The organism is Pseudoalteromonas sp. Isolate3 (assembly GCF_022398505.1).
Lineage (GTDB): Bacteria > Pseudomonadota > Gammaproteobacteria > Enterobacterales > Alteromonadaceae > Pseudoalteromonas > Pseudoalteromonas apostichopi.
Genome location: NZ_JAKEVN010000031.1, coordinates 1 through 22540, shown reverse-complemented (window position 1 = coordinate 22540; position 22540 = coordinate 1). Strand labels below are relative to the sequence as shown.

Annotated in this window: 18 protein-coding genes; 10 read left to right on the top strand and 8 right to left on the bottom strand. The window is 41.0% G+C overall.

The genetic code is table 11. From position 1 onward, the window contains the following. Positions 1–2: 2 nt before the first annotated feature. From L1D46_RS08580 to L1D46_RS08570, 3 genes are all read right to left on the bottom strand, one after another. Positions 3–1589, bottom strand: coding sequence for an L-lactate permease (locus L1D46_RS08580; protein ID WP_239977346.1), 1587 nt, complete (start codon positions 1587–1589; stop codon positions 3–5). 81 nt (positions 1590–1670) lie between these two features. Next, the gene (locus L1D46_RS08575; protein ID WP_130050931.1) at positions 1671–2255 is read right to left on the bottom strand and encodes a VTT domain-containing protein; all 585 of its coding nucleotides are present in this window, start codon (positions 2253–2255) and stop codon (positions 1671–1673) included. A 59-nt stretch (positions 2256–2314) separates the two neighbouring features. Then, complete coding sequence (locus L1D46_RS08570) at positions 2315–3223, bottom strand: GGDEF domain-containing protein (RefSeq protein ID WP_130050930.1); 909 nt, start codon at positions 3221–3223, stop codon at positions 2315–2317. 239 nt (positions 3224–3462) lie between these two features. On the opposite strand from L1D46_RS08570, the gene L1D46_RS08565 reads away from it, so the two are divergent. Together L1D46_RS08565 and L1D46_RS08560 are read left to right on the top strand one after the other, a co-directional pair. Next, the gene (locus L1D46_RS08565; RefSeq protein WP_239977344.1) at positions 3463–4695 is read left to right on the top strand and encodes a TMEM143 family protein; all 1233 of its coding nucleotides are present in this window, start codon (positions 3463–3465) and stop codon (positions 4693–4695) included. 141 nt (positions 4696–4836) lie between these two features. Next, positions 4837–6876, top strand: coding sequence for a S9 family peptidase (locus L1D46_RS08560; RefSeq protein WP_239977342.1), 2040 nt, complete (start codon positions 4837–4839; stop codon positions 6874–6876). A 33-nt stretch (positions 6877–6909) separates the two neighbouring features. Here the strand turns inward: L1D46_RS08560 and L1D46_RS08555 are convergent, their stop codons facing one another. Beyond that, on the bottom strand, positions 6910–8040 hold the full coding sequence (locus L1D46_RS08555; RefSeq protein WP_239977340.1) for an ROK family transcriptional regulator: 1131 nt from the start codon (positions 8038–8040) through the stop codon (positions 6910–6912). Between the two features lie 154 nt (positions 8041–8194). Here L1D46_RS08555 and fucP point away from each other — a divergent pair, with 154 nt between their 5' ends. The 7 genes from fucP to L1D46_RS08520 all read left to right on the top strand — a co-directional run bounded on the left by fucP (position 8195) and on the right by L1D46_RS08520 (position 15733). After that, positions 8195–9508 carry an L-fucose:H+ symporter permease gene (gene fucP / locus L1D46_RS08550; protein ID WP_130050926.1) on the top strand — a complete coding sequence of 438 codons (1314 nt, stop codon included), beginning with the start codon at positions 8195–8197 and terminating at the stop codon, positions 9506–9508. 59 nt (positions 9509–9567) lie between these two features. Then, on the top strand, positions 9568–9939 hold the full coding sequence (locus tag L1D46_RS08545; protein ID WP_175580399.1) for a hypothetical protein: 372 nt from the start codon (positions 9568–9570) through the stop codon (positions 9937–9939). Then, on the top strand, positions 9939–10319 hold the full coding sequence (locus L1D46_RS08540) for a hypothetical protein (RefSeq protein ID WP_167658028.1): 381 nt from the start codon (positions 9939–9941) through the stop codon (positions 10317–10319). The genes L1D46_RS08545 and L1D46_RS08540 overlap by 1 nt, the downstream gene beginning before the upstream one ends. A gap of 84 nt (positions 10320–10403) precedes the next feature. Then, positions 10404–11174 carry a transporter substrate-binding domain-containing protein gene (locus L1D46_RS08535; RefSeq protein WP_130050924.1) on the top strand — a complete coding sequence of 257 codons (771 nt, stop codon included), beginning with the start codon at positions 10404–10406 and terminating at the stop codon, positions 11172–11174. A 211-nt stretch (positions 11175–11385) separates the two neighbouring features. Beyond that, complete coding sequence (locus tag L1D46_RS08530; RefSeq protein ID WP_167658030.1) at positions 11386–13269, top strand: acetate--CoA ligase; 1884 nt, start codon at positions 11386–11388, stop codon at positions 13267–13269. A 106-nt stretch (positions 13270–13375) separates the two neighbouring features. Next, positions 13376–15043: an asparagine synthase-related protein gene (locus tag L1D46_RS08525; RefSeq protein WP_167658031.1), complete on the top strand. Its 1668-nt coding sequence runs from the start codon at positions 13376–13378 to the stop codon at positions 15041–15043. Between the two features lie 120 nt (positions 15044–15163). Then, positions 15164–15733: a DUF2799 domain-containing protein gene (locus L1D46_RS08520; protein WP_239977338.1), complete on the top strand. Its 570-nt coding sequence runs from the start codon at positions 15164–15166 to the stop codon at positions 15731–15733. On the opposite strand, the gene L1D46_RS08515 is transcribed toward L1D46_RS08520, so the two are convergent. Together L1D46_RS08515 and L1D46_RS08510 are read right to left on the bottom strand one after the other, a co-directional pair. Beyond that, positions 15719–17401, bottom strand: a complete 1683-nt coding sequence (locus tag L1D46_RS08515; protein ID WP_239977336.1) for a sensor domain-containing diguanylate cyclase — start codon at positions 17399–17401, stop codon at positions 15719–15721. The genes L1D46_RS08520 and L1D46_RS08515 overlap by 15 nt on opposite strands. 111 nt (positions 17402–17512) lie before the next feature. Further along, positions 17513–18829, bottom strand: a complete 1317-nt coding sequence (locus tag L1D46_RS08510) for a DASH family cryptochrome (protein ID WP_239977334.1) — start codon at positions 18827–18829, stop codon at positions 17513–17515. A gap of 238 nt (positions 18830–19067) precedes the next feature. Here L1D46_RS08510 and L1D46_RS08505 point away from each other — a divergent pair, with 238 nt between their 5' ends. Beyond that, positions 19068–20705: a hypothetical protein gene (locus L1D46_RS08505; protein WP_239977332.1), complete on the top strand. Its 1638-nt coding sequence runs from the start codon at positions 19068–19070 to the stop codon at positions 20703–20705. On the opposite strand, the gene L1D46_RS08500 is transcribed toward L1D46_RS08505, so the two are convergent. Then, positions 20702–21175 carry a VOC family protein gene (locus tag L1D46_RS08500; RefSeq protein WP_130050917.1) on the bottom strand — a complete coding sequence of 158 codons (474 nt, stop codon included), beginning with the start codon at positions 21173–21175 and terminating at the stop codon, positions 20702–20704. The genes L1D46_RS08505 and L1D46_RS08500 overlap by 4 nt on opposite strands. Before the next feature lie 68 nt (positions 21176–21243). Then, the gene (locus L1D46_RS08495) at positions 21244–22500 is read right to left on the bottom strand and encodes an MFS transporter (protein WP_239977356.1); all 1257 of its coding nucleotides are present in this window, start codon (positions 22498–22500) and stop codon (positions 21244–21246) included. Positions 22501–22540: the final 40 nt, after the last annotated feature.

The following is a 22540-nucleotide window of genomic DNA, read 5'->3' as shown; positions in this document are numbered from 1 at the left end:
AATCAGTAAAATAGATAACTAAAGCCCCCTACTATTGCACCGTAAATTAGCATAGGCAAAAAGGTTTTCTTAAGCACTGGCCCTTCTTGATTATTAACTCCAACAATACTGGCTACAGCAATAATATTGCTAATGCAGATCATGTTCCCCATCGCCGCACCCGTTGATTGCAACGCAAGCACTAAAGTTTCTGATAAGCCCACTTGCTCTGCTATGCCATATTGAATACCGCCAAAGGTAAGATTAGACACCGTTGCCGAGCCCGAAAAGAAAGTCCCGAGCGCCCCCAAATATGAGGCAAATAATACCCAATGTTCTCCACTTACATTAGCAAAGGTGCTCGCCATATAAAATATGGGCGCATTATGGCCACCTTGCATTAAAACATTAACCATCACCAGCGCCCCAATTAAGGCAATACATGGCAGAGCAATACGCCCTAAGGTATCGGTGCACATCTGTTTAACTTGTAGCTTGCTCATTTTAAGTAACGGTACACAGATCAGCACAACCAATACAAACGGGATTAAGGCCGGTACAAATAAGGTTTTATACGACCACCCCACTGACGTACCAAATATTTCGTGTAATGAAAGGATTAGGGCTTTACTTAATTCAAATTGAGCGAAGCCCAAATGCATGCTCATCCAGAGTGTTTCGTCGTTAAGCAATGCTTTAATGCCTAGCTGATGAATACGGGTTATGACCAGCACAACAATTAACAGTAATAACGGGAATAAAGCTAAAAACAGCGCTTTTGGTGTGAGCTCAACCTTGCCTTTCATGCTTTGTATATTTACAGCTGAGTTATCTAACCCCACTCCCTTATTCGCTAAAAAGATAGTGAGCAATAGCCCCACTGCACCGCCAATCAGTGATGGAAACTCATAATTCCACTGGGCAAACAACCAATAAGGTAAGACACATGAAAACACACTTAAATAAATGAACACACTATTTTTACGAACCGTTTTCAGTGGCTGCACAATACACAGCGCAATCATAGGAATTACCAAAGCAGCAATAACATGACAAAGCGCCGTCCATTTTGAGATAGCCAGCACTTGTTCATCATCTAATTGTAGCGCCGAGAAACCAAACCAAGTAGGCGTGCCAACAGCCCCAAAAGACACGGGAATCGAGTTTAGAATCAAAGTAAAAACAATCACTTTAAAAGGCGAGAAACCAAGCCCGACCAAAATAGGCGCCGCGATGGCCGCAGGCGTACCAAACCCGGATGCGCCTTCGAGCATAAATGTAAATGCCCAACCTATGATCATCAACTGTGCAACCTGATTACTGCTAATAGATTCGAGCCAATGTTTAATCGTGGTTTCGGCTCCAGATATTGCCAACATGCGATTAAGTAAAATAGCCCCAGCAATAATCGAAATAGGCGTCATGACAGACAATACACCGGCAAACGAATTTGCAAGCAATAGCCGTAAATCAGCTTGAAAGTAAAACAGTTGCAGTAAAGCAGCGAGTAGCGCCGTTATTGGTAAGGCAATATAGGAAGCGATGGGGCTGCGTTTTACCATCATCCAGATCAGCACCAAAATAGGTAGTGCAGCCACTAGGGTATTCATGGGTCATCCTGTTGTTTTTATTAAGCGCTTTCCTTAATTCAAAGTATAGACAGGATAATCATGATCAGTATTTTTTATTTGTTAAATGAGTGTACTGAGCCACCAAAGTAACAGTACTAACACCGAAATAGCGACTAACGCTTTGGTTTTGTGCTTTTGAATAATTCGCTCAGCCTGATTACCCGCGTAATACACAACCGCGGCAAGGGCAAAGTACCGGATTGAACGAGCAATGACCGTTGCCAGTAAAAATAGAAAAATTGAATATTTGGTTGCCCCAGCTGCAAGCATGGCAATTTGAAATGGAATAGGAACGATGCCGAGCGTCAGTACAAACCAAAAGCCTTGTGCTTGCATTTTTTGTTTAACTTGCTCAAATTGCTCTGGGTTTGAGAAGGTATTAATAACCCAATCCCCAACCACATCAAATAGATAATAGCCGAGGGCATAACCAAAAATAGCGCCGACAATACAGCCAATCGTCGCCATTAATGCAATTAACCAAAGCTTTTCACGACGGGCTTGCATTAACGGAACAAGTACAGCTTCAAGAGGTATTGGCACTATGGTTGACTCTAAAAATGATGCCACCGTAATCGATTTAAGCATATGTTTTGAGTCGATAAACTGCCGTGTTTTTTGCTTAAGCTTTTTAGCAATCGCCATTATTCATCCTTAATTTTTTTGTTGCGTTTTAGGTTACAACAAAAACCCTTAACCGTACCTTACGGATTATGAATATAACGGCTACGACCTTGGTTTTTAGCCAAATAAAGCGCCTGATCGGCACGCTTCATAGTATTGCTAAACGTTTCTGTAGTACGTTTAATTGCTGACCCCACACTTACGCTGAGCGTTTTACTAGGAGTAACCAAAACGTTACTTGCCATACATAGCAGTTGTTGACAGGTCTGGCTCAATATTACGCGATCATCAGTTGGTACGTATAAAGCAAACTCTTCTCCACCTATACGTGCAAATAAAATAGTTTGCTCTAATGCCTTGTGGCACTGCAGCACAAAATCAACCAGTACCTGATCACCCACATCATGGCCGTACTCATCATTTATCGCTTTAAAATGATCAATATCTACAATCACAATACTAAATGGTCGGTCTTGATTCTGTTGTACATAGTGATAAAAATATCGGCGGTTATAAGCCTTAGTAAGCACATCGGTTTTAAGCTCTTCCTCTAACTGTTCACGAGTTTTTGCTAAATCTGACAATACTAAAAACAAACCAAAACCAGTGACCAACATACCAATCGTTCGACTAATATCTTCAATATAAATCCCAACCCAGATAGGTTGGAACACTAGCTCATCAAGAAAGTCAAAAGTCAGCCCAACACTCCACAAAAAAATACCAATACTTAAAAATATATAGCTTCTTTTTGCAACTACCGATGTTTGTACAAAAGCGAACATACATATGAGGATCAGTAAATTAATCGCATCTGTTAATACGCCATTGAGGTAGATATCATTTTCTAATCGATAAAAATGGTAGAGGTATATCACCACAATCATTAGTAATGACATAATAAACACGCTGATAAATAACTGCTTTATAACTAGCGGTACTGAACTTAACTCAGCTTTCACTTTGATTGTTGGGGGTTGTTTACTCATAAGAGATCACGACAACTTACTGCAATTGAACCAACATTAGCAAAGCGTGTTTAAAAGTACATGACAAAGCGCCTGTGAATTTCAAAAACCAGCATTTTGACTGAAGAACCCAGCCTAAAAACAACCCCTTTTGCTCAGTAAAAAGTTCTACATTTACGCTATTTTCTGATAAATATCGCATTTCTGGCATCATTTTTTTATCATCTATGCGGATTCTGTTTAATACATTTACTAGCATAATGACTAACACACGATTTATTCCTTTTCGAAAACACGACATCATTAACCTTTGCCAAGTCTACTTAGGCGAACAGCAGAAAGCGTCATTTATAGAGTTTTGTGTATTACTACAAAGCGTGACACATTATCAATATCACGAACTGTTGGAATCATTAAAAGATAACTACGCGCCATTTGACCCAAATAGCGACACCCGCACACTAAAACCGATTACCAACGAGCAACGTGCCTGCTATCAATCTGCGTTTGCAAAAGATTTTGCCACGGTACTCAATGCTGCCAACTTTGAAACCATTACCAATCAAGACTTACAAGACGCGCTTAATGAAGAGTCATTATTTAAAGTGCGTTTGGCCGTTGAGTTTGATGATTTTGCTGAAGTGGTATTTTACCGTCGTGGCGAATCGCAAAAAACCGAGACTTTGCGAAGCTTCTGGGGGCTTAAGAAAAAGCAAATTCAGTTTACTAACTACGACCGCGTTGCCGTATTCATCCGCTTTAAAGACGAGCAGTATTTTTTAAAAAAAGGCAAAATGCCGCTAGGCTTTGAGCCAAACTCAACTATCGTCAAACTATTCCAGAATGTCCCAAAAGCCGATTTAGAAATGCTGTTTCCCAATAGTGAAGTAAAAATGCGCCCTATAGATAAACTCATTATTGGCTCATCAGCACTAATTGGTGGTGCTGTAGTTTTAGTAACAAAATTAGGCGCCTCAATTCTACTTCTTATTGCTATGATTGCTTTTTGGGGTGGTTGGCGTAGTGAAGAAGTGCACATGAGTCAGCAGCACTTTATAACCTTTGCAATCGGCATGGGAGTGTTTGGCAGCTTTATCTTTAAAGAGTGGAGTAAATTTAAAAACCGTAAAATTCGCTTTATGAAAGCACTGGCCGACAACTTATATTTTAAAAACTTGGATAACAATGCTGGTGTTTTTCATACCCTTGTCGACGCAGCTGAAGAAGAGGATGTTAAAGAAGCTCTGCTTGCCTACACCTTTTTATTAAAAGCCAACACAGCAATGAGCGCAGAACAATTAGATATGAGAATTGAGCAGTGGTTCAACGAACAACATAATTGCCAACTCGATTTCGAAATTGATGACGCCTTAAACAAGCTCGTAAAGCTTGAGCTGGTTAATCAGCAAGATGACGTTTATACAGCAGTTGATTTAGATAAGGCCAAACAGCGCTTAGATACGCGTTGGGATGACTATTTTAAGTTTTCCTAAGCCTTTAAAATCAGCTACTAGCACGCACAAATAGACTTTGCGTTAATTCAACTGGGGTAAATGCAACTTTATCTCAATGTGCTTGCGCACAGAATGCTCTGCTTTTAGGATAAAATTTTACGGCTAAAAAAAGACCATTCCATGCAATTAAAAAAAACAATCCTCATTGGAGCAAGTTTACTATGCGCAGCAACGACGGCTCAGGTATATGCTAACGACAAGTTTGTCTCAGAAGATATTTTTCAACTTGAATACGCAGGTGACCCACAAATAAGTCCAGACGGTAAAAAAATCGTTTATGTGCGCAGCGGCTACGACATCATGAAAGATGGCAACAAGCGTAGCTTTTGGCTGTACGATATAAAATCTGGCCAACACACACCACTGTTCTCTGATGAGCATAACTATAGCCAACCTACTTGGTCTCCAGATAGCAAGAAAATTGCTTTTACCAGTAACTCAAGCGGCTCAAATCAACTTCACGTTTATTGGTTAGCGCAAGACAAACAAGCATTATTAACGCAACTGCCAAAATCAGTACGTAACTTAACCTGGTCGAATGACTCTGAGCAAATTGCTTTCACTATGAGCATTCCTGAAGGTAAATCTGCGTTCGCTAAATCAGTAAAACTACCGAAGAAACCAAAAGATGCCGAGTGGTCAAAACCTGTTAGAGTTTTTGAAAAGGCACGCTATCAAGCTGATGGCGCTGGCTTTTTAGAGCCTTCATATCGTCACGTTTTTGTTATTCCGGTTTCGGGTGGCACACCGCGTCAGTTAACATCGGGTGATTATCAGCATTATGGCCCACTAGCATGGGATCCAAGTAACACAAAACTGGCTTTTTCTGCTGATCGCAATGATGAGTGGGAGTACCGCACAACTGAGTCAGACCTTTATGAAATTAATGTAAAATCAGGTGAGCTTACGCAGCTAACTGATTTGCCTGGCCGTGAAACTAAGCCTCGTTACGCTAAAGACGGTGATGAACTTGCCTTTGTTGCCCGTGACAACGCGCCTGTGCCTTATATTAACTCAACACTATCTATGCTCGATTTAGATGATAAATCAATCAAGCATATTACTGAAAAATTAGACCGTTCAGTGGCTGATTATAAGTGGTCAGGCGATGGCGACTTTGTTATTCAGTACGATGATTTTGGTAAGCGTAAGCTCGCTAAAGTAAACAGCCGCGGTAAGGTAACTGATTTAACTGATACCGTGTCGGGCACTTCAATTGGTCGTCCGTATATCAGTGGTAGTTTCAGCATGGCCAATAATGGTGCCATTGCTTACACTACTGGCAGTGAATACCGCCCAGCTGATTTAGGCTACCTTTACAAAGGTAAAAAGAAAACGCTCACTTCATTAAACGAAGATGTGTTAGGTCATAAAAAGCTTGGTAAAGTGCACGAGCTGAATGTTAAATCGCAGTTCGATGGCCAAGCAATTCAAGGTTGGTACATCACACCACCTGATTTTGATGAAAGCAAGCAATATCCATTAATGGTTGAAATTCACGGCGGCCCACACCTGGCCTATGGCCCAAGCTTTACTGCTGAATTACAACGTTATGCCGCTGAAGGTTACGTGGTTGTGTATGTTAATTACCGTGGTTCAACAAGTTACGGTAAAGACTTTGCATTACTGCTAGACGGTAAATACAGCTCTGAAGAGGACTTTGCCGATCATAACTCTGCGGTTGATACGATGATTGCTAAAGGCTTTATCGACAAAGATAACTTATTTATTGCTGGTGGCTCAGCAGGTGGTATTGCAACGGCTTATGCTGTTGGTTTAACAAACCGCTTCAACGCAGCTGCGATTACCAAACCGGTGATCAACTGGTTAAGTAAAACTCTTTCAGCTGACAGCTACATTGGTCAAATTCGTAACCAGTTCCCTGGCATGCCATGGGATAATGTTGAGCATTACTGGAAACGTTCGCCGCTTTCATTAGTAGGTAACGTAACCACGCCATCATTGATCATGACAGGTGAAGAAGACCGCCGTACGCCAATTTCAGAATCAGAGCAATTCTACCAAGCACTAAAACTGCAAAAAGTAGATACCGTACTTATTCGTGTACCAGGCTCGCCACATGGTATTGCAGGTCGTCCATCACGCATGATTTCTAAAATTGAATACACGCTTGCGTGGTTCAAACAATATCAGAAGTAATAATTTAAACAGGAGTGAGCTGCTCACTCCTGTTTAAAAATAATGACGACTAAGCGCGAGTTGAGCAGAACCTATCGACTGCGCTTTTTCTCCACAAATACCTAAACTCACTTCACACGAGCGCAACCCCCGACTATCTAACTTTGTAAATGCTTCAACAGATAGCTGTTTGAGCAGTTGTAAAGCCTTACTTGGCAGTGGCGAATCAATAATCACCGCTTGCATATCTAACAAACTCAAACTGTTATGCATTGCTAGGCTTATTGCCTTCGCAGCCTGCTCTAGCCAAGGGCTAATAAGCGCTTTATGAGCAATAAATTGACTTTCTGTTAGTTCATAGACCGATATATTTAGCTGTCGTTGATCAAATAACGTCTGTAGCGTCAATAGTGAACACTGACTAAGTAATTGCTCTCTTTCAGTGTTAAGCATCGAACCAATGGCACCAGCATTGCCACTTTTTCCCTCCAGAACTTGGTTATTAATAACCACTGCGCCACCTAAAAAAGCGCCTAGATAAACATACAAAAAATCATTGTAATTTTTGGGGTTGCCAAAACTTAATTCAGCACAGCAAGCCGCATTATTGTCGTTACTAATAAAAGCAGGTAATCCAAACTGGCTTTCTAAATAGGATTTTAAGTCGAAATTCTGCCATTGCGACAACGAACTTTTGCAGCTCTCCATCGACGCCTGCCACTGCCAAATATCAAATGGCATTGCGACACCTAAACCACACACACGCGCCCTTAATTTAGGCTCTAGTTGAGTTTTTAATTGTGGGATATGTATTTCTAAAAATGCTTTAAGTTCATCGACAGAGGGCTCTTCCACTTCAACTGATATGCTGGCTCTTTGGTTACTTTGTAGGTCAACTAAAATAAGGTCAAAACGACGTCGACCAATTTTCAAACCAAAACTAAATGCGCCATCTGGGTTGAGTCTAAACGGCACGCTAGGCTGCCCTACTCGTCCCTTTAAAGGTGCTCCTCGCAGTAATAAGTTGTCTTCTTCTAGCTTATTAATATTTACCATCGCAGCTTGAGCAGATAAAGATAGCGCCTTAGCTATTTGCGCTTTAGGCATACTTTCATGCTGCCTAATTAAGCTTAAGATGGCACGTTCGTTACAGCTTCTCACTGTTGGGTTTAGACTGCGATTCATAACATCCTTCATAGTAAAGTCTCATGAGCGGGCTATTAGACCTGTTTGTCATACTATCTGCCACTATAAATAATAAATCAACTTAGTTGATTTATTATTTATAGTCGTGAATACTGTCGCTTACAACAATATGAACACATTAAACTGGTGAGCTATGCAAACACAGTCCGCTATTGTATCGCGCCAAATGCTTTGGCCTTTTATTCTACTTACAATTTGCTTTGCAGCTTGGGGCACTGCAGCCAATATGACAGACCCATTAGTTAAAGTTTTTAGCAAAACATTTTCGATGAGTGCGCTGCAATCTGCCTTAGTGCAATTTAGTTATTATGGCGCTTACTTTTGCTTGGCTTTACCCGCTGCAATGATTAACAGACGGTTTAATTACAAAACTGGGTTGCTAGTTGGTTTAGCCATGGCCGCATGTGGAGCATTACTGTTTTATCCCGCCAGCCAAACCATGCTCTATAGTCACTTTTTATTAGCCTTGTTTATTCTTGCGGGCGGTTTGTCTATTTTAGAAACCTCTGCAAATCCTTATGTTATGCAGCTTGGATGCGAACAAACAGCAACTCGCAGGCTCAACCTAGCCCAAGCCTTCAATCCTGTGGGTACTAATATAGGTGTGTTTTTGGCTGCTACTTTAATCTTGCCAAACTTAAATCAAGCAGATAGTGCTGGCCGCGCCCTAATGAGTGAGGCGCAATTAAAAACAGTTGTGAGTGCTGAACTTAATGCCGTAATGGTGCCGTATGTCGGTATGGCGTGTTGTTTAATCTTGCTGTGGCTATGTATCTTTTGTAGCCGATCGCCTGCAACAGTAGCAAAAGCGGCAACACCAGCTCGAAAGCTTAAAAAAACCTTTCAACATTTGTACCAAAATAAGCATTATCGATTTGGTGTGCTAGCACAGTTTTTTAATGTTGGAGCCCAAACTTGTGTGTGGACTTACACCATCGGCTATACGATGGAAGCTCTTAACACAACTGAAGTTACAGGCGGCCAAGTCTTACAGTATTCTATGTTGGTGTTTTTAGTGTCACGCTTCGTTATGACTTGGCTAATGCGCTTTATAAACGCGGCTAAATTGCTCCGTTTTATGGCCTTAGGTGCAGCCGTACTTTGTTTTGTTGTTGCAACCCAAGTTAATTTAGCTGGTGTGATAGCACTCGTTGCTATTTCAAGTTGTCTCTCTTTGATGTTTCCAACTATTTACGGGACGGCACTTGAGGGTTTAGGCGATGATGCAAAGGTCGGCGCGGCAGGCTTAGTTATGGCGATTTTAGGAGGAGCATTTTTACCCCTGATCCAAGCCGCAACTATCGATGCATTTAACACTGCTGTGTCATTTGTTGTTCCGCTCATTTGCTTTTTGGTTGTAGCTTTATATGGTCACCACAGCAAAGTAGCAGCTCACTTCGTTAAGCAAACTGATATAAAACTCCACGCAGGGCAGTTGCAGGACTAAACGCATCAATGAGATAATGCACCTCGTTTACCTACTTAAGCGAGGTGTATCATCAATTAATGGCACATATTACATTTTTCTTGGTCAAATTTTTGGCCTTTTCTGTTGGCTGTTTTGCCTGCTTTTTGCTTCATGACCAAGCCAATGTTGCCCTTGTTTTATCTGCCGCTGTTACCGGTTTAGTTGGCACATTTATTCCTTTCCCGGCTCGTTTTGGAAATCACCCTTATGCAGCTATTTACGCAGGAAGCTTTGCCGGCATGTGCTCATCAAGTTTAATTGATAGTTACTGGGAACTAAGTTTTATTTCTTTGATCGGTGCCTGTCTTTATATGCTAACTATGAATCTATTTGCAGGTTTTGGTGGTCGCCTTGGTAGTGTTGCCTTTGCCAGTGTTGCTCTGTTTATGATGGCTAAAGGAGTCTTATAGTGGATATATTTATAGCACTAACCGCTTTAGCAGGTGCATTATCTACCTACCTAATAGCACATCATAATCGCTTTGATGCCATTCGAGCATCTGCTGCCTCAAGCATTATTGCTTATGGCATTTTGAGCTTATTACCAGTAAATTTAGCGCTTTACTCTGTGGTATTTTTTGGCGGGACGTTTATTGGTATGAGCGCACCAAAGCGCTTTGGATTCTTCACGTTAACTATTTCTTCTTTACTATTTTCTATCTTATTTGAATACTTAGTCCCTCTATTGGATGGCTATGGTGGTGCACTAGGCTTGAGTGCCTTTTTATCGGTCTGTATTTGCCACATGGGCATTTTAATGGGCGCACCACGCAGTAAGAAAAGCAATTAAATATTCCAGGCCTTTTAAAAGCCTATACCTTTGCATTAAGATTTATTAGTATGTTAATTGTTTATTTATAAATAATGGATATTTATGCCGTTTCGCTCATTACTGATTGCTATCATGCTTCTGTGCATCAGTTGTGCAACTGCTGCGGATAATTTGACCTTTATTGCTGAAGACTTGCCTCCATACCACTTTATTAATCAGCAAGGCGAAGCAGATGGCGCACTTATAGAAGTTATTGAAGCTACTTTAGCGCAGGCAGATCTAGCGGGTGAGTTTAGAATAATGCCGATGGCTCGGGCTTTTCATGAGCTTGAAAACAATCCAAACATACTAATGATCTCGCTTTTAAAAAACCCAGCTCGTGAAGCTAAATTTAAATGGCTGGGGCAAACGTATTTCTCTGATGCTTATTTAGTTGATCTGGCTTCTCAAAGTCAAAACCATGAAGTACAAAGCCTAAAACAAGCTGAGAAATACCGCGTTGCGACTATACGTGGTTATTCCAGCGAACATTATTTAAAGCAAGCAGGATTTAGTGAAGATAAAAACTTAGTGTTAGTAAGTCATTATCATCAGCTGTGGCAGATGCTTGAAAAAGAACGAATCGATTTTGTACTAACCAATACACTCACCCTGCAAAATGAACTTGTTTTATCAAATGTAGAAGCTAAAAAAATTCATAAAAGCCTTCACTTAGATGACTTTCCTTCAGAGCTTTATTTAGCTGCAAACTTGAATTTAAATCCTGAAACGGCAATGAGGTTAAGCATTGCACTTTCGACACTTAAAGAAACAGGTCAATACCAAGCCATTTTAGAAAAGTGGCAGCTCCCTCTACCCACAGCCCCTAAATAACGCAAATTTGAAATCATTTTTTAATTCGAGAATAAGCATATCTTCCCGAAAGTTGATTGATTTTGTAGCTAAATTTCAATAACACCAGCTATCTTTCCAAGAATAAATGAAGCTGATGCCGACCAAGGTCGCATATTATTTAATCAAAATCCCCCTTATATTTTTTTATACGTTGTACAAATCTCTCACTAAAAAGTATAGGAGCCTCATTATGGCGGGCGAATATCAACAACAATATCAACAATTTCAGCGCAATCCGGGCCAATTTTGGCTTGAACAAAGTAAACGGGTTCCTTGGTTTAAAGAACCTAGTACACCCTATCAATATGACGATAATGATTTTTATCACTGGTTTGCTGATGGTCAGCTAAACACTAGTTACCTAGCCCTCGACCAACACGTCGAAGCAGGTTTTGCAGATCAAATCGCTCTGATTTACGACTCCCCTGTTACCAATACTAAACAACAATACAGCTATGGCGAGTTACAAACTCAAGTTGCCAAATTTGCGGGACTTATGCAGTCCCTTGGCGTAAGTAAAGGTGATCGTGTCGTTATTTATATGCCAATGATCCCACAAGCCGTTATTGGTATGCTGGCATGTGCGCGTCTTGGTGCCATTCACTCAGTCGTATTTGGTGGTTTTGCACCGCACGAGTTAGCAGTTCGTATTGATGATGCAAAACCTAAGCTTGTGCTTACAGCGTCTTGCGGGGTTGAAATCAACCATGTCATTGAATATAAGCCTTTGCTTGATGAAGCTCTCGAAAACGCCAAGCATGTAGTTGAACACTGTGTTGTATTTCAGCGTGAACAAGCTATTGCCGAGATGCAAGATGGCAGAGACATCGATTGGCAATCAGCCTCAGATGCAGCGAGCGAAGTGGGTGCAGTGCCAGTGGCAGGTGATGATCCCCTTTATATCCTTTATACCTCAGGTACGACAGGAACACCTAAAGGAGTGGTTCGAGAAAATGGGGGTCATGCTGTCGCAATGCATTACAGCATGGAAACTGTGTATGGTATGAAACCCGGCGAAGTATTTTGGGCCGCCTCTGACATCGGTTGGGTCGTTGGTCACTCTTACATTGTTTACGCGCCACTTATTTATCGCTGCACTACAATACTATATGAAGGCAAACCAATTAGAACACCTGATGCTAGTGCCTTTTGGCGAGTGGTTGAAGATTACAAGGTCACCGCATTATTCAGTGCCCCTACTGCGTTTCGCGCAATTAAAAAAGAGGACCCTACAGCCGAGGGCTTCAAACAATACGATACCTCTAGTTTAAAACGCTTATTCCTTGCTGGTGAGCGCTTAGATCCACCAACTTATGAGTGGCTCAAAGACAACACAGGCTTGCCAGTGCTCGACCACTGGTGGCAAACAGAAACAGGTTGGGCTATCGCTTGTAATCCAATTGGTATCGAGCAACTTGCAACTAAACCGGGCAGCTCAACGGTACCGACACCGGGCTTTGATGTACAAATTCTTGATATGAATGGTGAGCAGTGTGCTGCAAACGAAAGTGGTGCTGTGGTCATTAAACTGCCCTTACCACCTGGCTGTTTACCAACAATTTGGCAAAACAATGAACGTTTTCAAGCGGGCTATTTAAACGAATATCCAGGTTATTATCTCTCTGGTGATGGTGGCTATATTGATGATGATGGTTATCTGTTTATTATGGGCCGTACAGACGATGTTATTAATGTCGCAGGTCACCGCTTATCAACAGGTGAAATGGAAGAAATTGTGGCTGCTCACCCAGCTGTTGCTGAATGCGCAGTGTTTGGTGTTAACGACGCACTAAAAGGCCAATTACCGATGGCGATGATTGTACTCAAAGACGACTACCTCGGTGATAGCAAAGAGGTGGAGCAAGAGCTTATCCACACAGTCAGGCATCAAATTGGCGCTATTGCCTGTTTGAAAACAATCGTTCATGTTGAGCGCTTACCAAAAACCCGCTCAGGGAAAATACTCAGAAAGAACTTACGCCAACTGGTCGATGGTGAAGAACTACAAATTCCATCCACCATTGATGACGCGAGTATTTTTGATGAGATCAACCAACAACTTAACAATCGCTGATCAGCTTTTGTAATGTTACCCAAAGGCCTTGTTTTAAGGCCTTTATTCGTTTTGGCCTATGGCTTGCAACTTTACATGTAAGTTAGCAAACGAAAAGGTGGTTAACATGGCTGTTATCGCAGGTTATATCCAATTCAATGAATTAGGCAAAACAGAATTTCATTATATTAATCAACTATCTGATGCATTTAATCGCTATAAAAAAACAGATGTTAAGCGCTTTGATTGTGAGAATGGAGCTATTTTTCACTATGATTTCGATGCATACCAACAAGCAAGTTGGTTGCAAACTGAGTCGCAAATTGCAACGCTGATTGGCCATCCTTTACTCAGCAGCTCCCGTAGTGATGATTTAAAGGCCATGGCAAATGCAACCTCACTCAACACCTGTTTACAGCAGTGTGAAGGGGTTTTTAGCTTTTGCCAGTTTAATAGCCAATTAGGCTGCTTAGTACTTGCTACTGATCCACTTGGGTTAAAACCATTTTATACCTTAAAAACTGCACATGGCTTACTATTTTCTACCAACTTAGGCTTATTTAAACAGTTGAGTATTGAGCTTGAAAGCGATGCAGAAGCCCTCACTGAGCTTGCTGTGCTTGGCTACCCGCTTCTTGACCACACACCTTATAAAAACATTAAATGCTCATATCCAGGCGAAATATTACGGTTTGATGTCAGCCATGGCGTGGTAAAACAACGTTACTTTGACTGGGTCGCCCTTGCCAAACAAAACCATGAGGTGACAGATGCAATTGATGGAGTCACTCAGGCTTTTCGCAGTGTTGTTACAAAAGCGATGCACACCGATAAAAAAGTGCTGAGCACCCTCTCTGGAGGTCTAGATTCGCGACTAATTAATTGTGAACTGTTACGCCAAGGGGTTGAGCTCAAATCGTTTAATTTTTCAAAGTCAGATAGCCAAGATCTCTATTGCGCAAAACAATATGCTTCGCAAAACGCCCTTAAGCTTGAAGTAGTCCAAGTACGAGATACGCAAAAGCTTTCTGTTGAACAGCGGCTTGGTAAATACTGGCGTAAGGCGCATCACAATGAATATAAAACCGTTACAAGACCACAGATCAGTTGGTCAGGTAATGGCGGCAGTGTTGGCTTAGGTGCCGTATTTTATGGCGACGATATTTATGCAGCAGCAAAAGAAAACAATCTTGATAAACTCATTCAAGCTTATTTAGATCAGCAGTACGCTTATTTGCCAAAGTCAGTAGTTCATAATGCGGCTATGCTGCAACAAAAATTAATAGATAACCTAAAAGTTAGTTTTAAACCCTTGGCTGAATTACCACTCGAAAAAGCATTTCAGCTATTTTTACTTCTCAATGATCAACACCATCATTTGAGCATTCCAAATGAGCAAGTATGCGACTTTAAAATGGAGTTCTTCCATCCATTCTATTCGTGGAAAGTACTGCAATATCCTCTAGCTGTCCCTGTTGAATATGTACGTAAACACCGCTTTTATCAGCGCTGGCTGAAAACCAGTTACCCACGAGCTATGCTTGCACCATGGCAAGCATACCCAGGTCATATGCCTTGCCCAATTAAAGTAAACTACCAATCACAATGGCAATTTAACAATAACAACCTGATGCGTTTTGGCGAGCTATTTAAGTTGTGGTACGAGATTATGCGCTTTGACCGCCATCAATTGATCAAACGCAGTCACTTTACTGCGTTATGTTTATTACAATTAGCACACTTAAAAAATGCACAGTCAAATATTCGCATTGCTCAGCGGTTCTGTCAGTGGTAATTGAAAGCGTGTAATGCCCTCAACTGAGGGCATTGTTACGAAATACAAAAACTACTTTCTAAAAAAATACATTACAGGCTAGAATCTAGTCAGTTATTAATAATTTAAGCCGAGACTTTAATGAGAAAATGGACACTTCCTCTACTGCCATTAATCGTATTAGCAGGCTGTACCTCTGTCAGCAAAGATGAATGTTTGCAAGCCAATTGGCAAGGTATAGGTTATAAACATGGTGCTGATGGAACGGAATATCACGATGGGCTAGATGCATTATCGCAATGCGGCGAATATGGCGTTAGTGCTGATATTGCTGAATATAAAGTGGGGTACGATCTGGGTCTGGCTGTATATTGTGAGCCCGAAAATGGTTTTACCCTTGGCATACAAGGGGTCTCTTACAATGGGGTATGTAACAGCACCGCTTTTCGTAAAGCATGGCAAGAAGGAAACGACAGATATCAAGTACAGCAAAGGCTGGCATACATAGATGACCGAATTGACGATATTGACCGGCGCTTAAAAGATATTCGCGCTGAGCTTAATAGCAATCAGCTCGATAATGGCCAACAAAAAGAGTTGTATAGAGAACGTAAAGATTTAGAACATGAACGCAAAGATTTACGCAAAGAGCGCGCATTGTTACCTCTTTTAAATAAACTACCTAGTGTCGAAATATCAACCCAGTGGTGAGGCTTTATGTTTAAGCTTCATCTGATACATTTGCTCGTCAGCATTGGCGAGTAACTCTTTCGCGTTTTTACCATTCTCTGGGTAAAGCGCGATTCCAAAACTAGCACTGACAGGCACTTTGGTTGCGTAGCGCTTTGCTACGTCCTCAACCGCTTTTTTGCAACGCTCAGCAATGTCTTGGCAAACCAAATGTTTCGATAAATTCGGCAATAAAATGACAAACTCATCGCCCCCAATGCGGGCTAATATATCCTTATCACGTAGCTGAAGTGAAAGCTGCTCACTGATTTCAAGAAGAAGATTATCGCCCTGCTCGTGACCAAAGGTATCGTTCACCAGTTTAAAGTTATCAAGGTCTACATAAATCAATGAAAACCAATTTTCTTCACTTGTCGCACTAAGAGTAAGTGAATGCAACTGGATATCTAAACCTCGACGATTTAAAAGCTTAGTGAGTGGGTCTTGATTAACTAATTGAGCAAGTAGCTGGCGCTTTTCTACAGCTTGCGAAATATCATCAAATGCCCCAATGAAATGACTAATATGGCCATGTTCATCATACAATGCATCGATAGTTAACAGTTCAGGAAATACTTCACCCGTTATACGCTTGTTCCATACTTCACCTTGCCAGCGGCCACTCTTTAAGAGAACTTCCCACATCTGTACATAGAACTCTTTTGGCTGCTGATTAGCTGAAAATACGGATGGATTTTTTCCGATGACATCCGATTTTTTAAACCCGGTTATCTGCTCGAATGCAGGATTAACATCCACAATTTTAGGCTCTGCCGTTGTAATCAAAATACCGCGACTAGTTGTTGAAAAAACCGCTGTAAGCAGTTGTATTTTCTCGTTCCTTTTTACTTCTTCTGAAACATCTTCGATATAGCCATTCCATTCAACGCTTCCATTCACACGGGCTATGGGTGACGATTTTCCTTCAACCCAAATCACACCTTTTTTTGGGTGATTAACTCGGTATATCTCGTGCCAATCACATAATTCTACTAGTGATTTTTCAATGCTTTTAACAACTCGGGCTAAGTCATCAGGGTGAATAATCTGCATAATTAAATCTGCAGATTTTTTTATTTCATAAGCAGTACAGCCATAGATATCAAAGACTTTTGAACTAGCAAAAGGAAAACATGCCTTACCGTTTTTATCGACTACATACTGATAAACAAACCCGGGTAAGTTATCAGTAAATTTTTGCAACTTGGCATGTAAAAAATCAATTTCACGCTCTTTTAACCACTGCTCAGTAATATCGATATGAACACCAAGCATCCACTCTGGATTACCATCTTCATCCCAACTGTGCACCTTTCCTTTATCGAGCACCTTAACCCAATGTCCCTGTTTGTGTTTCATGCGCGCTTCACAGATATAGCGCTCTGACTCCCCTTTGAAGTGAGCATGTAAAAGTTGTTCTGATTTTGGCAAGTCGCCTGGATGAGCATAGCTGAGCCAGGTTTCAATTGAAATTGGCGATAACTCTTTCAGTGTATAGCCGATAATGTTCGCCCATTTATCATTGAAAACAGTTTCGCCTGTTTTTACATTCCAAAGCCAAATTCCCGCATCACTACTGTCGAGAATTAGCTGAGATAGGTCAAAACCAAGCTGCGATTTTATCGCATCATACCCTTCACTAAATACCATAATTAGCCTTGTTAACTAGGCCTTTCAAAATTAAAGCAAGCCTTAATTATTATTCTAGTTAACAAAATAAAAAATACTAAAAATCCGTGAAGAATATTGATCTAACACAGGCTATGAAGATATCGGCCAATCCACCTCATTGACACTATCCACACTGTTTGTAATTGTTTGCTCTCCTTGCCATATATCAATATAACGAGCCAAGGGGTCATATAGCGCTGTTTGCTTATTGATATGAAAATGCCGCCCGCCTCTAGGATCAACACCGACGCCCGCAATATATTGCCAATTCCCCCAGTTCGCAGCCACATCATAATCTATGAGTTGTTGTTCGAAATAGGCCGCGCCATAACGCCAGTCAAGAGCAAACTCATTAACCAAACAGCTTGCCGCAATTTGCCGCGAACGGTTAGAAATATAGCCTGTAGCGTTTAGCTCATGCATTATTGCATTTACCAAAGCAAATGGTGTGCACCCTTGGCACCACGCATTAAAACGGTGACTGTTAAAAGTGGTCAGTGGCGCACTGTGCTTTAGCCCGTTAAAGTGGAAAAGTTTTGCGCCAATTTGCATTGCGTGCCATTTAAAGTATTCGCGCCAAAGCAATTCAAACTTTATCCAATAACTAGATTCATTAGCACCGTTTTGCAATTCATATATTTCAACTTCTCTGTACAGCTGTTTTGCGCTAATTTCACCACCAGCAAGCCATATACTAAATTTAGTACTATTGCTAAAACCGTCTAACTCATTACGTGTTTCTTTATAACTGCTCGGCGCTTTTGACGAAAAGTACTGACGACAATGTTGTTGGGCAGCAATTAAACCACCTTTAAAACTACATGACCTAGTTGGAGCATCATCAACAGTGTTCTCAGGGCATAGTTGTACGGGATGAGGTAAGTAACTTACAGGCTGCAGCGGCGCTGCTATAAATGTTGACTCTGCTTCTACCTTTTTACGAAAGGCTGTAAAGTTTTTAGGTAGGTTATCAAGTTGGAATGGCAAGTCACTTTCTTTAAACAAGGTATCTTGCTGATAGGTTTTCACTGTTACTTGAGGGCATAATACTTTGATTTTGCCAAGCTGTTTTTGCTCATAAGTACCAACCTGCTCAGTACAAACCAATGCTTCAATTTCATATTTTCGCAAACGCTGAGTTATAACTTGCTCTGGCTCTCCGGTGATCACATGTAGAGTTTGCCCAAGCTTCTCAAGCTCTTTTGCAAATGCAGCTAGACTCTCAAGTAAAAAGTTGTACTTGTGCGTGCCATACGGTTTTGACTGAAAGTTAGTTTGCCTAAACCAGCGTGGTTCAATCACATACACTAAATCTAGCTCGCCGTTAAACTCAGCTAATTCAGATAAAATTTCATTGTCGACCAAACGTAAGTCATTTTGCAGCCAGTATAAAACACGCTTTTTCATTATTTACTCTACTAGAAACTTTAAAAACTCATACGTAAGCCGACCATTTAAAGATTAACTTCGCCATAATGAGTTAGCACACGGCTTATTAATCAACACCTTATAATATTCAATAAAGTTTAAGTTTTAGTTAAGTTTTTCTTAAGTTAGCGATTTTATGCTGAGAACTGTAAAGAATTTAAAAGGTTGATAAAGCAAACAAGCTGCGTCTCCTTCGTATTTAGTAGGCATAATAAAGATGAATAAAATAACACCTGTTTTATTATTAACATGCACTGCTACAGGGACAGTATACGCAAATGAACCTTTAAGCTTAGACGTCGTCTGTGAAGTAAAAAGTAAACCAACTGCTGAGTTAAGCGAAGAAAAAGATATCACTGTTGATAAACTCAACATTGATACACATACGATTTTTGATCCAAATGATCCTGAAACAACCGCTCTACATCGTTTTATAAACTGGCTGCACATAGATACCAAAAACAAAGTTGTCAGTGAGCAAATTACCTTTAAAGAAGGCGATCTAGTCAGTGAGCGTCAACTGCAAGAAGCAGAGCGTATTCTACGTAGCAAAAAGTACTTAAGAGATGCCAAAGTTAGCTATACAAAAGACTGCCTTGAAGATGAACCACGCGTGGTACAAATAGATACGTGGGACACGTGGAGTTTATTACCAACTATTAATTTTGGCCGTAGTAGCGGCAATAACAAATACAGCTTAGGCTTTAAAGAAGAGAACTTTTTGGGGTACGGGATCCGCGCATCATTAAAGTATAAATCAGATCACGAACGCTCAGGCTATCACTCTGTGCTGCAAATGCCGGTTCCTTGGCAGCCTCATGCGACCCTCACTTTACAAGCTGATGACTACGATGACGGGCAAGTCTTTTTAGTGGATTATCATCAGCCTTTTTATCAACGTAGTAGTGACGCACTGATGCGCTACTTTGCCAAGTCACAAAAACAAAAAAGCTATATTTATCAAAATGGACTGACTCGTTCAGAATTTTTCACTGATGAATTAATCGCACAGTTCGCCTATGGTGGAATTTTGTCACAGGACAGAAAGCAAACCTTTCACTGGCTAGCTGGGATTGATTACGAAGATGTTAGTTACCGCCCTTTCGATACAAAACCTTTACCCGCAGGTCTTAGCGATTACAGTATTGCTGCGCCGTGGGTCGGATTACATTGGTTAGAAGACAACTATACTGTTTTACAGGATATTGACCTCATAAACCACAACGAAGACGTTAACCTAGGCTGGGAGCTAAACTCAAAGCTTGCTATAGATACAGTTAATTTGGGGCAAGGATTTTTGTTTGATACTAATCTCACCAAAGCTTGGTTTAACAATAACACTTTGTATCGCTTTGCCACGGGTATCAAGGGCAATGTAGGTACTGAGCTTGATGACCGCTTTGCTATATATTCAAAAGCACAAATGAACTATCGCTGGTCAGATGCATTTGCCTTTTATGCTCATGTAAATGGTCATTGGCAAAACCATGAGTTTGCAGAGAAACCGCTGGCTGTTGGCGGTGAAGAAGGCATGCGAGGCTTTCCAGAAAGTTACCAACATGGTACTTCAAGCGTACAAGCAACTGCTGAGCTAAGAATGTACCCAAACATCAATCTATATCAGTTTGTGGATGTTGGCTTTGTCGGTTTTGTCGATGTAGGGCAAGCATTCGGCAGCACTGAAACGGCGAATATTTCAGATTCAATGCTAACCAGTGCTGGTGTGGGTATTCGTCTATATTCATCGCGTTCAAGTAACGATAACGTTATACATATCGACTTTAGTTCGCCTCTTGGCAGTTATCAAGATGTTGATTCGTGGCAAATAGGAATGTCAGTAGAAACAACCTTTTAAGCATCTTGTTCTTTACTCATGAGTTCCCCCATGCGCTCGATTAGCTCTTGCTCTGTGAGGTCTTCTTTATGCGTTGCAATATTCCAGATATGACCAAATGGATCGGCTAAAGTCCCCAATCTGTCACCATAAAACTGATCATGTACCGGACGTAACTCTTTTGCACCTAACGACAACGCTTTAGCAAAGACAGCATCGACATCCTCAACATAAAGCATCATATTTACAGGGGTGCCACCAAGCTGCTGTGGAGATTTATATTCCATTTCAGGGTAAGCATCAGAAAGCATGATGTAGGAGTCACCTATTATTATCTCGGCATGTGCAACCCCTCCGTCAGGCATAGGCATTTGCATTACTAGCTCAGCAGCAAACGCCTCTTTGTAAAATTCAATAGCTTTAGAAGCGCCTTCAATAATCAAATACGGGGTGACCGCATGAAAACCTTTAGGAATTGCAGAAACAGCCATGTTAAACCTCAATGTTTAATGTTTGAGCTATAAAGGTAGCAGCTGTTCTGCATTTTCACTTTATATATTTACTTAGATAATGGATTTGCAAAATCAGGTCTAGGTAGCTTTTCAAGAATGGCGTATAAATAAATCACGACTAGGCATAACCCTCCCGCAACAAAGAACAAGGTTGGACCACCGTAATAATCTAAAATTAAGCCACCACCGAGCGGTGCAAAAGCAAAACCTAAATCATAAAACGAAGCTGCGCCAAAGTACGCACCACGAAGGTGTGATGGCGCGAGTCTATCAAGGTGAACATTCATAGTCGGAAATAAAATAGTCTCAGCCAAGCTCATGACCACTATCGCACCTATCCAGCCCCAGAACAGGTCTATCGGATTGAGTGCCAACCAAAATTGCGACCCCATTAAAAGCACCAAACCGATTTGAATACGCACTGTTAAGTTAAATCGCGCCATCATTCTCAATAGCAAAAATTGACTTGAAATAATCACCATCGCATTGGTAAAAATCAGCGCAGAAATCAATGCAAGTAAATCAGGAGCTTCTGCACGAGTCAGGTATTGTATTAGTGAACTATCCATTTGCGCGTAAATAAACATGCACAAAATATTGGCTAAAATTAAACATTGCAACAGCTTATCAGCAAACAAAATGCGCAATAATTGCTGGCCCTTTATTTCTGGGCTTTTAGTTTCAACCTCGTCGGCTGCGGCGCTTTTTTTTGACGCTTTATCACTAACATTGAAACCCCAAACAAGTAGTACTAACAAGATAGCAAATGCGCCTGCGGTAATATAAAAACTTGACTGCTCACCTGTTAAACCCAGCCATACGCCTGCTAATGGACCAACCGCACAACCCACATTAACAATAAAATACAGCGATTGCATGGCAAGCTCACGAGTTGCAGCATCGTCAATAATATCACCAATTGCAGCGCTGGTTAATGGCCGCCAAAGCGCGGTAGCAATCGAACATAAGGTCATCACAATCACATAGCCTGCCACTGTTTCAACCTCAGCCAACAACGAGAAAGAAATGATATACAACACGCCTGTAATATACATCAGTGTATGACGACCGACTTTATCTGAAAGGCTGCTGCCAATAAAGCTGGTGAACACTGAAATTATGGCAGCACTGGAAAGCACCAAACCGACCTCTGTCGCCGTTAAAGCAAATTTTTCGTACAAGATAACTGCTAGAAATGGCCAAACCATATAATAGCTGCCACGGGTAATAAACGAGCCGAATAAGAAGATCCACATAAGAGAAGGAAACTGCTTAAAGCGCGCTAAAGAGATATCCGAATTCATTGTTTTAATTTTTATATTAATAATTAAAACACTATACAGG

Excerpts from the sequence above, each read along its gene's own strand:
- L1D46_RS08570 (WP_130050930.1), bottom strand. The coding sequence starts at position 3,223 with ATGAGTAAACAACCCCCAACAATCAAAGTGAAAGCTGAGTTAAGTTCA.
- L1D46_RS08555 (WP_239977340.1), bottom strand. The coding sequence starts at position 8,040 with ATGAATCGCAGTCTAAACCCAACAGTGAGAAGCTGTAACGAACGTGCC.
- L1D46_RS08580 (WP_239977346.1), bottom strand. The coding sequence starts at position 1,589 with ATGAATACCCTAGTGGCTGCACTACCTATTTTGGTGCTGATCTGGATG.
- L1D46_RS08545 (WP_175580399.1), top strand. The coding sequence starts at position 9,568 with ATGGCACATATTACATTTTTCTTGGTCAAATTTTTGGCCTTTTCTGTT.
- L1D46_RS08515 (WP_239977336.1), bottom strand. The coding sequence starts at position 17,401 with ATGGTATTTAGTGAAGGGTATGATGCGATAAAATCGCAGCTTGGTTTT.
- fucP (WP_130050926.1), top strand. The coding sequence starts at position 8,195 with ATGCAAACACAGTCCGCTATTGTATCGCGCCAAATGCTTTGGCCTTTT.
- L1D46_RS08505 (WP_239977332.1), top strand. The coding sequence starts at position 19,068 with ATGAATAAAATAACACCTGTTTTATTATTAACATGCACTGCTACAGGG.
- L1D46_RS08525 (WP_167658031.1), top strand. The coding sequence starts at position 13,376 with ATGGCTGTTATCGCAGGTTATATCCAATTCAATGAATTAGGCAAAACA.
- L1D46_RS08520 (WP_239977338.1), top strand. The coding sequence starts at position 15,164 with ATGAGAAAATGGACACTTCCTCTACTGCCATTAATCGTATTAGCAGGC.
- L1D46_RS08535 (WP_130050924.1), top strand. The coding sequence starts at position 10,404 with ATGCCGTTTCGCTCATTACTGATTGCTATCATGCTTCTGTGCATCAGT.
- L1D46_RS08565 (WP_239977344.1), top strand. The coding sequence starts at position 3,463 with ATGACTAACACACGATTTATTCCTTTTCGAAAACACGACATCATTAAC.
- L1D46_RS08495 (WP_239977356.1), bottom strand. The coding sequence starts at position 22,500 with ATGAATTCGGATATCTCTTTAGCGCGCTTTAAGCAGTTTCCTTCTCTT.
- L1D46_RS08530 (WP_167658030.1), top strand. The coding sequence starts at position 11,386 with ATGGCGGGCGAATATCAACAACAATATCAACAATTTCAGCGCAATCCG.
- L1D46_RS08500 (WP_130050917.1), bottom strand. The coding sequence starts at position 21,175 with ATGGCTGTTTCTGCAATTCCTAAAGGTTTTCATGCGGTCACCCCGTAT.
- L1D46_RS08560 (WP_239977342.1), top strand. The coding sequence starts at position 4,837 with ATGCAATTAAAAAAAACAATCCTCATTGGAGCAAGTTTACTATGCGCA.
- L1D46_RS08575 (WP_130050931.1), bottom strand. The coding sequence starts at position 2,255 with ATGGCGATTGCTAAAAAGCTTAAGCAAAAAACACGGCAGTTTATCGAC.
- L1D46_RS08510 (WP_239977334.1), bottom strand. The coding sequence starts at position 18,829 with ATGAAAAAGCGTGTTTTATACTGGCTGCAAAATGACTTACGTTTGGTC.